Genomic DNA, 11,275 nt, shown 5'->3' with positions numbered 1-11,275 from the left:
ATTAAAAGATTAAAAATACCATTGCACTATTACAATGGTATTTTTGAATATGATTTTTAGCCTATTAGAGATAAAACTTGCTCTTTAGTTAACTGAATATACTTTCCTTCTAAGATGTTTAAATCAATTAAATTCATATTTCCAATCGCACTTCGATGAAGCTTAATAACTTCATAACCAATTGCTTTAAACATTCTTTTAACTTGATGGTATTTACCTTCAGAAATTGTAAGTTGCACTAAATTATTATTGATTTTGATTGCTTTACACTCCTTAGTAAATTCACCATCACCAATATCAATACCTTTTTCTAAGATAAGTAGATCATCTATATTTACACTTTTATCTAAAGTAGCTAAATAAGTTTTATCTACGTGCTTTTTACCTGAAAAAAGCTCGTGATTTAGCTTACCATCATTAGATAAAATAATGATCCCGGTAGTATCTTTATCTAATCTACCAAAAGTGTTTAAATCCTTGATAGCTTGATCTTTTCGATCTAAAAGATCAAAGATAATTGCTCCTTCATCACTATTTCAAGAACAAATATAACCAGAAGGTTTATTTAGCACAAAGTAGAAAAATTCTTGATAAAGAAGTTTTTGATTTTCATATAAAACTTCATCTTTATCTAAATCAATAATGTAACTGCTTTGAGCAATAGATACATTATTTACAAGTATTTTCTTTTTGCTAATTAACTTTTTAGCTTCCGCTCTTGAAAGGTTTAAACAACTTGAAACAAGTTTATCAATTCTAATTTTATTCATCTATTTTTTGTAAAGAATTAAATTAGGGTTCTCACGATAAAAACGGCCTTCTTTAGCTTCTTTTTCTCCATTTAGAATTGTTGCATCTGCTGAAAATGAATTATTTAATTTGAAAATGCTTTGACCTACTCCATAAAAATCCACTGGAACTTTTAAGGATTCAAAAAGCTTGATTTTTTCAGGGTTAAACCCACTAGAAACTACAATTTTGTATTTTGTAGCACCAGCTTCATCAAGAGCTTTTCTAAGTCTAAATACTTGCTCTGGATTAACTCCGTAATGTTTCTCTTCATCGTTATCAAACATATGATCAACCATGTTTTTTGAAGTATCAATTCTAATTCCTCATACCTTATCACCAAGTTCTTTTCACACTTTTAATGATTCAGTAATAACATCATTATGATAATCAACCAAAGCGATTAATTTGTGTTTAGGAAAATGCTTTGCGAAAGCTTTGGTAGCTTTAACTACATCACCACCAAAACCTTGAATTAATACATGGGGCATACTTCCAAAAATTGATTCATCATCTGAGAGATTGCTTCAAGCTTTTTGCGCCTGAGTTGAAACTGTTTTAAGTCCACCAATTGCAACCGCTTTTCCATCATTTTCTTGGTTAATATAATGATCAGCACGATCGCCCATAAAAATAATTTCTTTGCCATTAGCAGCTTTTTTACAATGATATGCATTGGTTGCAATTGAGGTGTTTCTAGCTAAAATACCATCAATCATTCCTTCTCAGATTCCAAAATCTTGATAGTGTCCTTCAAGTTCTAAAACAATATCTAAATTATTAATAATGGTTCCATCTTTTAAGTATCTAATAGTGTATTTGCTTGTATCAGTTACTTCTTCAAGTAAATTTAAAACTTCTTCCATACCTGCAAGCATAGAATCATCTTTTCTTTGGAAAAATTGAAGCTTAATTACATTATTTGGCATTTCATTTTCTAAAATTGTTTTAGTTTTTTCAAAATAACTAGCTATATATTTAGTTTTTTCATGTTTCATAATTATTCCTTTGAATTTTGGACTTTTATTTGTAAAATAAATTATAACATTTTTTAGATTTTAGCTCTCTTTATAGATTCAAAGCACATTAAAATAGCAAAGAAAAATCAAAAATGCTTTGATTTTTCTTTGCTATGCTAAATTTGTTTGTAAAAATACTAAAGTTAAAATTAAAATAAAGCAAATAAGCCCTAACAGTCCAATTATTATAATTTTATAACCATTGAGTTTAAAAAAATATTCTCTTTTTCTTTTTAAATAAGCATTACGATTAGCTTCTAAGTTAGCGTTAGAAATTTTATGACTTTCAAGCTCTTTAATTAATTTTGTTAGTTCACTAGAAATTTCAAACCTCTGCTTGCTTGTTAAAGAGCTAAATAAGCTTTTTTTATTAACACGCATAAGGTATTCTTTAACATCATCAATAAAAAGCTTGCGGTAAATTCCATAATCAATAATTTGGTCTTGATATTTTTTCATATTTATCTAAAAAACCGACTTCAAAAGTCAGTTTTTGTTTTTTAATTATTATCAAGCACTACCACTTGCACATTAATTGGTTTTTGATCAATTAAAAATGAGCAAGCTTTTTCAACTGAACTAACAACTTCTTTAAGGACATCAAATGAATCGATTCCTTCATTTTTAGTGTTAATTTTAATGCTTAAATAAATTTGTAAATTTGATTTTGAATCATCAAAACTTAGTCGCGGATCACCAATTAAACGCACATATTTAATTTGTTTAATTGCAATGTTAATCGAATCAAAAAGAGCTGATTCTTCTACGACATAAGTTAAAATTTTATTATTTGAAACAGTAATTGAATTCATTATTTATTGTTTTTTCCTACGTATTTTCCAGTTTCTGTTGATACTAAAATCACATCACCTTCTTTAATAAACATAGGAGTTTCAAGTTCAAAACCAGTTTCTACAATAACTTTTTTCTGAGGGTTAGTTGTTGTGTTTCCTTTAACAGCATCTGGTGCATTTGTAACTACTAAATCTACGTTAGCTGGAAGTTCAATATCTAAAACTTCTTCTTGATATTTACGGATTTGCACTTCTCTTCCATCTTTTAAAAAGTTAAGTTCTCATTCAACATTTTTAACAGGGATTTCAACTTGTTCATATGTTTCATTATCCATTAAAACAATGTTTTCACCATCGTTGTAAAGGTAGTTCATTTTTCTTTTATCAATGTGAGCTGGTTTTACTTTATCTCCACCTGTATATGATTTAATAGTTGTTGAACCTGTACGTAAGTTTTTTACTTTAGCTTTAACGTTAGCTTGTCCACGCCCTTGTTTTGAGTGTTGTGCTTCTAAAACAACAAAAATATCATCACCATCTTGGAAAGTAATTCCTGGTTTAAATTCGTTTACGTTAATCATTTTGTACCTCGTTTTTATAATTGCTTTGGTATATATAAATTTAGTTTAATTATACAAAATCTTTAGTTAGGTTAAAACTTTTTAAGTATAATATTTTAACAAAATGAACTATAATAATGAAAGGTTATATATTACTCATGAGTAAAATAACAAAATATGTTGATGGTAAAGCAATTTATGACAAAGAACTTGCTTTAAAATACGTACAAACAATCAAGAATTTCTTAAAATACAGAGCTAAAAAAGCAAATGCTAAAGGTTTTGTGGTCGGAATTAGCTCAGGAATTGATTCTTCACTTGTATATGCGATTGCTTCAAGTGTATTCCCTGAAAACACAACTGGTGTTGTAATGCCTATTATTGAGATGACTAAAAGTGATTTAGAGCACATTAATGACTTAGAGACAGCTTTTAATGATTCCTTTGAAAGAGTCAATTTAACTGATGCTTTCAAATCTCTTAAAGGAGCAATTAGCAATCTTGATAATAAATTAGCCATTGCTAATATTAAACCAAGACTTAGAATGACTACTCTTTATGCTATTGCACAACAAAAAAATGCACTTGTTTTAGGAACTGATAATGAAGATGAAACCTTTATTGGTTACTTTACTAAATTTGGAGATGGAGGTGCTGATTTACTTCCAATTTCAAGATTAACTAAAGGGGAAGTTAAATTTATTGCTTCACTTTTAGGAGTTCCAAGTTCAATTGTAAATAAAAAACCTTCAGCTGGTTTATGAGAAGGTCAAACCGATGAAGATGAATTAGGTTTTACTTATCAAGATCTTGATTTTTACTTAAATCACCTTGATGATTTAAGTGCAATTGACAAAAACCTTTCAAAGCAAACAATTACAAAAATACAAAATGCACACATTAGATCACAACACAAACGTGATCCAATTTACAAACCAAGAAAAGTTAAATAATAAGAAAATAAGGAGAAATAATTATGGCAGGACACTCACACGCAGCCAATATCGCGCACCGTAAAGGGGCTCAAGATGCAGCAAGGGGAAAAATTTTCCAAAAGCTTTCAAAAGAAATTTTCGTAGCAGCTAAACTTGGACCTGATCCTGAAATGAACCCAGCTTTAAAATTGGCTATTTCAAAAGCTAAATCAAAAAACATGCCTAAAGATAACATTGAAAGAGCTATTGCTAAAGCAAAAGGAGATAAAGGGGATGCTTATTTAGAAACTGTATTTAACGCAACAGTTTCTGGTGGAGCTACTTTTATCGTAGTTACTCTTAGTGATAACTTAAATAGAGTTAAATCAAACATTCAAGCTCTTTTTAACAAACAAAATGCTACTTTGGGGAAAACAGGACAAATTCCTTTTGCATTCGATAAAAAAGGAATTATCGAAATTGATAAAAGTATTGTTGATGAAGATGGAATTATGCTTATTGCACTTGAAAATGGTGCTGATAACATCGAAACAACAGATAATTCATATGTAGTTACTTGTTTACCGGAGAATTTTTCAGAGCTTAAAAATGCTATTGAATCTAACTTCGAAATTGAAAACTTCATTCAATGTGAAGTAACATATATTCCAAATATGTATGTTGATTATGACGCTGAAAAAGAAGCTAAATTATTAGAATTTGTTAAGAAAATTGAAGATGATGAAGATGTGCAAAACGTATACCACAACATCAATATTCAATTTGCTAGTGAAGAATCAGAAGAATAGGAAAGTTTAATGACTTTTTTAAAAGACTTTTATGAATTTTTACTAGATAGCAATTTTAACGAGGCTGGAGCAAAGGTTTTAATCGTCTTTATTGTTTTATTAATTCTCCTTTGCATCCCAGTGTTTATCACACTTATTTTTTCACATCGAAAAAATAAAATCACAGGAAAAAGCAAAATGTATTTATATGCTTTTTCATCTGGATTTTTCTTAGTAATGGCACTTTTTGGATTCATGCGTGAATCGCTTGAAGTATCAACTACTTATGGAGCTACTTGACTTGCTACCAAAAACTTAAATAACATTAAATCTTATCAATACTTACTGAATTTTGGGGTAGTTTTTGGCGGATTTATCGTTGGTCTTTTATTTGCTTTTACTGTCAAAAATGTAATTGCATATAAAATCAACAAAAAACTGCTTGCAAACTCAAAAATGAAAGCTTTTGTGCATGATCATTCGCATGATGAACATCATTCTCATGATCATCCTGAGTTTCTTTTTAATGATAGTGATCAAATCGATATTGTTGATAAAGTAAGTGCTAAATTAAAAATTGTTGCTCTAATTTTACTTTTAACTCACAGAATTCCAGAAGGTATTTTACTTGGATATAACCTTTCACTTTTAATTGAGGGTAAAAATACTAGTTTAACTTTAACTTACTTTTTATCATTAATTTTCCACTTAATTCCAGAAGAGATTGTCTTTTACTACCGTCTTAGAGAATCAGGATATTCAACTTGAAAATCACTTCTATTATCATTTTTAGGATTATCTTTATTTTTACCATTCATGATGCTTGGGATTTTCATAGGTGGGTATTTAAATCACGCTTGATACTTAAAGGCAATTTTCCTTTCAGCAATTGCTGGAGTGTTTGTCTTTACATCAATTGTTGAATTTGTGCCTGAATTTTATCACAACAAAATTGACAAAAAAAGTTTATCAAGATCAGTTTTACTTGTGTTTTTAGGAATAATCACTTCTGCATTAATTTTAATTTTCCATGTCCATGGATAATAAAATACAACTTAGGTTGTATTTTTTGTTTACTTTGCATTTATATCCCTTAGATTAATTAAGCATTAATAAGCCTTTTACACTTATAACATACTTATTTATAAACTGATTTATATAATGAATATTAATTTGTATTATTATTTTATCTACAACACTATTTATTATAGACTACCTAAAAGGCGACATTTGAGGCGACATTTGAGGCGACATTTGAGGCGACATTTGAGGCGACATTTGAGGCGACATTTGAGGCGACATTTGAGGCGACATTTGAGGCGACATTTGAGGCGACATTTGAGGCGACATTCGTGGTTGCGCACAGAGAAATATTTTGAATTAGGAATAATTATTTTATTATTTACTTAATAATCTTTTAATACTATATTTAATTTTATTTATAAAAAGAATATAATTTTATTGTATGATTTATCACCACGCCTATCATGTCATTTGAGGCGACATTTGAGGCGACATTTGAGGCGACATTTGAGGCGACATTTGAGGCGACATTTGAGGCGACATTTGAGGCGACATTTGAGGCGACATTTGAGGCGACATTTGAGGCGACATTTGTATAATTTAATTTAGAAAATTGAAGGGGTAATTATGAATATTGGAAAAGAAAATGAACAAATTGAATTCAAGGAAAGTTTAAATAATTTAGAAGATGGTTTAAAAGGTATTGTTGCTATATTAAATAAACATAACAAAGGTACATTATATTTTGGTGTAAGAGATGATGGTGAAGTAATTGGCGGAGATTTTACAAGTCAAAAAATTAGAGAAATTCATAATCACATTCAGCAAAAAATTGAACCAAAGATTTACCCAGAAATAAAATTAGTAGATGCTGAAAATGGTAAGCAATATATCAAAATAGAATTCAGTGGAAAAGGTGTATTTTGTTATAAAGGAGTTTTTTACAAAAGAGTCGCTGACAAGAATGTAAAAATGGATTATAACGAGATTCAAAAAATGTTCTTTAAAACAAATTATGCAAATTGAGAAACATTAGCAGTTGCTAAAACTACTGTAAATGATTTAGATCCTGATAGATTTGAATCTTTTGTTAATTTTTTGAAGTTCAATAAACCTGATAAATTCCAAAATCTTTCTAACGAAGAAATTCTTATTAAATTAAATTTAATGGATAAAGAAGATAAGAACTTAACCAACGCTGGAAACCTTTTATTTTCTAAAAATGAACCTATTCGTTTATACCTTAAATTATTAAATGATGATAACACTGTTTCTGATTATCAAATAAAAAGTGGTAATATCTTTGATTTAATAGAACATAGTGTTGAATTTATAACAAATAATATAAATTCAAAATACACAATAGTTGGATTAGAAAGACAACATGAATACGAAATTCCACTTGAAGCAATTAGAGAAATTGTTGTTAATTCATTTGCTCATGCAGACTATTTACAAATAAATTCTCACACAATTAACATTTCGAAAAAAATGGTAGAAATATGAACACCAGGTAGTTACTATCATGATATAACACCGGAAGATTTTGCAAAAATTGTTTCAAATAGCAAAGTTAGAAATCATGTTATTTCTAATGTCCTAGTTCTTTGAAACAAAATGGAAAGTTTAGCATCTGGTTTTGCAGCCACATACAATTTATGTAAAAAGGGAAATATCAATTTAGATTATGATATAAGAACTGAAGAATTTGTATTTAGATTCTTAAGAAAAAATGAATATAAATTAAACAAAACCGAAAGAAATATCTTGCTTTTAATTAAAGCTAATCCAAGTATTTCTTCTAAAGAAATAGGAGAGCAAATTAATTTATCTCAAAGACAAGTGCAAAGAATCTTGAAAAGATTAACAGATGAATATTGTGTTCAAAAAAATGAAGTAAATAATAAAACTACTTGAGAAGTATTGATTTCTTTATAGATATTTTAAATTTCGAAAATGCAACTTAGGTTGTATTTTTGTTTACTTTAATTAACTTTAAAACACTACTAAAAACTCTAAAATGCCTTAAATTTTCCTCCTAATCCCTTGCTGGTAAATTTGTGTAAAGAGCACAAAAACACACCTATTTTAGAACGAAATTTAATCTGCATTAAATTAGCAAAAATTAATTAAAAAAGAAGGTAAAAATTGCCTAAATAATCTTAATGAACAAAGATAATCTCTAGAAAAGAGCAGGATTACCAAGAGAACCTTCAAGCGAATTTCGCATTATTATATATAATTAATTTATGAATAAAAACATTTCCTTAAATTATCAAATTCGTATCAATTTACTTAAAAAGCTTAAAGATGCTATCTTTGCTAACCAAAATGAAATTTTGCAAGCTTTAAAAGAAGATATGAATAAAAGTCATTACGAAACAACCTTAACTGAAATTATTCCTACTATCGCTGAAATTAACTTCTTTTTATCTAAAAAGCAAAGCAGAATTAAGTTTAAAAAAGTAGGTGGAATTTTCTCTAAATATGGATATATCTACAATCCAAGAGGAAATGTTTTAATTATCAATTCTTGAAATTATCCATTTCAACTTTTATTTATTCCACTTGTGGGTTCAATTATTGCAGGGAATTATAATACTTTGAAATTCCACCCTTATTTAAATAAATTAAATAAGGTAATGGAGAAGATTATTTTACAAATAGACTCAGAAAATAGATATATAAAAATTGATAAGTTTTCAACAATCGAAGAAACTCTGCAAGATTTTACTTTTGATTTTGTCTTTTTCACTGGCAGCTATGCAACTTCACAAATTATTCTAAAAAACATTGATATAAATAAAACTGACTACTGCTTTGAACTTGGTGGTAAATCTCCATTCATTGTTACTAAAGATGCTAATATTAAAAAAGCGGCCAAAATGTTTATTTATGCAAAGATGATGAATTTTGGACAAACTTGTGTAGCTCCTGATTATATTTTTATTGATAAAGCTATTTCAAACCTTTTTATGCAAAAGGTAGATAAATTACTCGAAAAAATAATTGAAAAAGATCCAAGCCTAAAAGAACTTGTTAACTTAATTCCACTTAACAAAGCAGAAGTTTTAGAGCACTCTTTAGGCGCTAAAAAACTTAATGATAAAAAAGTTATGCCTAAGTTCTTTAAGGAAAACAACTTAGATTCAGCAGCTTACAAGGAAGAAATTTTTGCTCCAATTGCTCCAATTTTTGAATATGAACATATCTGTGAATTTGAGCAAGTTTACAAACTAAATCCTAATCCACTTAGCATGTATATTTTTAGTAAAAGCAAAAAAGATCAAAACTTTTTTACTTCATTTATAGCTGGAAATTATATGATCAACAACACAATGGGAATTCTAGAAAATAATAAATTATCATTTGGCGGAATTAAGCAAAGTGGAAAAGGAAGATATCGCGGATTTGCTTCCCTAGAATTATTTAGCCATAAAAGTTCATACACTCAAATAAGGTTTGATTTACTTTTTAAATTAAAAAATTTACCTTATACAGTTAAAAAAGAAAAAATTCTAAATTTATATTTAAAAATGCTCAAGTTTTTTAAATTTTAAAAGGAGGAAAAATGCATCAAAATGATTTAACTTATGATCAATTTGTTATAAGGACAAAGAATGTATTAAAAGATGATCTGCTCACTTTTATTGCTAGAAACAAGGCAAATAAAGAACAAAGAAACTTGTATAATAAAGCGCTTAAGCAGTTTATCTTATGTATTTTATTTTTTGTATTTGCTACTGGATTTTCAATTGCCTTTTTTTGATTGTCATTTACCAATATAAATTTATCTATTATTATCAGAGTTATAATCATTATAGAAATTGTAATGCAGCTTCTAATTCTATATCATCAAATAAAAAGGTATTTAAAAGCTAGGACTAAGTACATAAAATTTATCATTGATAATTCAACACCAGAGAATTTATATAATAAGCTTTTTGAATTTTTAGACCCCAATTTAAAATTAATTGCTAAAAATGAAAAAGCAGATCAGTTATATCAAAGTAATGAAGAAGATCCAAATAACAAAGAACTAAAAAGAAGAATTAACTTTTACAAATCTGAGAATTTTAACAAGTATTATTTAGCACAAAATGAAGCTAAAATGGCTTTAGAAATCAATGGATACCCTATTTATATTTGACACAACACTTGGATTAAACATGATTCACATAGCAAAACTAAAGATACTATAGAAGGTGCTCATTTAGAAATTATTACTAAGCAAAATCACAAGCTTCTTGATGAAAAATTCTACATTGAATTTTTTAGCAAAAAACTTTTTGATCATAAAAATAAGCTTGAATTACAAGATCTTTCGCTTAATAAACTTTTTAGCATCTATAGCAATGATAAAGAAAAAGCTTCATCATTATTTGATGATAAAGCTATTGAAGCAATTATTTTCTTAATTAAAAATGGGGTGTTTCACACTTTTAAAAACCCATTTGCTATCTTTGAAAATCACCAGAGATTCGCAATTAATTTCGAAATGAAAGTTCCTTATTTTGGTGGTATTAGACCTACTTGATCTTTAAAAAATGAGAAGCTTTTAGAAATAGCAATTAAATCAATGTTATACAATTGCTACAGCATTTATTCGTTAATTTCGATAATGAATAAAACAAACTATTTTAGATAAATCTAAAACATAAAAAGTATAATATACATATCTTATATATAGCAAAGGAGTATTTATAATGGCAAATTTATTTGATCAAAGAAATCCAGAACCTCAAGAAACAGAATTTAACCCAGTTGCAGATAATAGAGCAAAAGGTCCAAAATATGGTACAGCAGTAAAAGTTATTTGATATTTATCATTTTTACTTATTTTCCCCCTTATTTTTCACCTTGTAAAAAGAAACAGCTTCTTTAAAATGCAAAATGCAATTAACGAAGCTTCTTCAGGAATTGATGTGCAACTTGCAAAAAGAGCTGATACATTAACAAAACTTGTTGACCAAGTAAGAAGCTACAAAGTGCATGAAGCTTCAGTTTTTGAAGACGTTGCTAAATACCGTAATTTAGTTAATGCAGGTAATGGTGTAGCACATGCTGAAGAAATTCAAAAAATGAACGATTCTATTTTTGGACGTTTAATGGCTGTTTATGAAAACTACCCAGAACTTAAAGCTGATAAGTTATACAAAGAATTAATGGATCAAACAACATACATTGAAAGAGAACTTGCTGCTGCTAGAAGACTTTACAACGGAAAAGTTAACAGCTTCAACACAGAAATCTTTATGGTTCCTTCTTCTATTGTTGCTTCAACAATGGGGCTTGTAACAGCGCCTTTATATAGAGCAAGCTCAAAACAAAGAGAAGACGTTTCAATGGCAAATCTTTAATAATTAAAAAACATGGTTTAATTAAGCC

At 28.1% G+C, this 11,275-nt stretch carries 12 protein-coding genes; 7 read left to right on the top strand and 5 right to left on the bottom strand.

Features of this window, described 5'->3' with window-relative positions:
* Window positions 1–56: 56 nt before the first annotated feature.
* The 5 genes from EXC51_RS03720 to efp form a co-directional block, all read right to left on the bottom strand.
* Window positions 57–770 carry a pseudouridine synthase gene (locus EXC51_RS03720; protein ID WP_129620576.1) on the bottom strand — a complete coding sequence of 238 codons (714 nt, stop codon included), beginning with the start codon at window positions 768–770 and terminating at the stop codon, window positions 57–59.
* The gene (locus EXC51_RS03715) at window positions 771–1,829 is read right to left on the bottom strand and encodes a nicotinate phosphoribosyltransferase (protein WP_223211669.1); all 1,059 of its coding nucleotides are present in this window, start codon (window positions 1,827–1,829) and stop codon (window positions 771–773) included.
* 90 nt (window positions 1,830–1,919) lie between these two features.
* Window positions 1,920–2,267, bottom strand: a complete 348-nt coding sequence (locus EXC51_RS03710) for a hypothetical protein (RefSeq protein ID WP_129620574.1) — start codon at window positions 2,265–2,267, stop codon at window positions 1,920–1,922.
* A 41-nt stretch (window positions 2,268–2,308) separates the two neighbouring features.
* Window positions 2,309–2,620, bottom strand: coding sequence for an MMB_0454 family protein (locus EXC51_RS03705; RefSeq protein ID WP_129620573.1), 312 nt, complete (start codon window positions 2,618–2,620; stop codon window positions 2,309–2,311).
* Window positions 2,620–3,183 (bottom strand): elongation factor P, encoded by a 564-nt coding sequence (gene efp, locus EXC51_RS03700; RefSeq protein ID WP_129620572.1) that lies wholly within the window; start codon window positions 3,181–3,183, stop codon window positions 2,620–2,622. The genes EXC51_RS03705 and efp overlap by 1 nt, the downstream gene beginning before the upstream one ends.
* Before the next feature lie 137 nt (window positions 3,184–3,320).
* Here efp and nadE point away from each other — a divergent pair, with 137 nt between their 5' ends.
* The 7 genes from nadE to EXC51_RS03665 all read left to right on the top strand — a co-directional run bounded on the left by nadE (window position 3,321) and on the right by EXC51_RS03665 (window position 11,247).
* Window positions 3,321–4,115, top strand: coding sequence for an NAD(+) synthase (gene nadE / locus EXC51_RS03695; protein ID WP_129620571.1), 795 nt, complete (start codon window positions 3,321–3,323; stop codon window positions 4,113–4,115).
* 23 nt (window positions 4,116–4,138) lie between these two features.
* Window positions 4,139–4,885 carry a YebC/PmpR family DNA-binding transcriptional regulator gene (locus EXC51_RS03690; protein ID WP_129620570.1) on the top strand — a complete coding sequence of 249 codons (747 nt, stop codon included), beginning with the start codon at window positions 4,139–4,141 and terminating at the stop codon, window positions 4,883–4,885.
* 9 nt (window positions 4,886–4,894) lie between these two features.
* Entirely contained in the window at window positions 4,895–5,908 is a 1,014-nt protein-coding gene (locus EXC51_RS03685; protein ID WP_165001821.1) for a ZIP family metal transporter, read from the top strand.
* A 606-nt stretch (window positions 5,909–6,514) separates the two neighbouring features.
* On the top strand, window positions 6,515–7,825 hold the full coding sequence (locus tag EXC51_RS03680; protein WP_129620569.1) for an RNA-binding domain-containing protein: 1,311 nt from the start codon (window positions 6,515–6,517) through the stop codon (window positions 7,823–7,825).
* 311 nt (window positions 7,826–8,136) lie between these two features.
* The gene (locus EXC51_RS03675; protein ID WP_129620568.1) at window positions 8,137–9,447 is read left to right on the top strand and encodes an aldehyde dehydrogenase family protein; all 1,311 of its coding nucleotides are present in this window, start codon (window positions 8,137–8,139) and stop codon (window positions 9,445–9,447) included.
* An 11-nt stretch (window positions 9,448–9,458) separates the two neighbouring features.
* Window positions 9,459–10,535 carry a hypothetical protein gene (locus EXC51_RS03670; protein ID WP_129620567.1) on the top strand — a complete coding sequence of 359 codons (1,077 nt, stop codon included), beginning with the start codon at window positions 9,459–9,461 and terminating at the stop codon, window positions 10,533–10,535.
* 58 nt (window positions 10,536–10,593) lie between these two features.
* On the top strand, window positions 10,594–11,247 hold the full coding sequence (locus EXC51_RS03665) for a LemA family protein (RefSeq protein ID WP_129620566.1): 654 nt from the start codon (window positions 10,594–10,596) through the stop codon (window positions 11,245–11,247).
* Window positions 11,248–11,275: the final 28 nt, after the last annotated feature.

Source organism: Mycoplasmopsis gallinacea (assembly GCF_900660495.1).
Taxonomy (GTDB): Bacteria; Bacillota_I; Bacilli_A; order Mycoplasmatales; family Metamycoplasmataceae; genus Mycoplasmopsis; species Mycoplasmopsis gallinacea.
The sequence above is the reverse complement of the archived record's forward strand: the minus strand, read 5'-3'. Positions and strand labels throughout refer to the sequence as shown.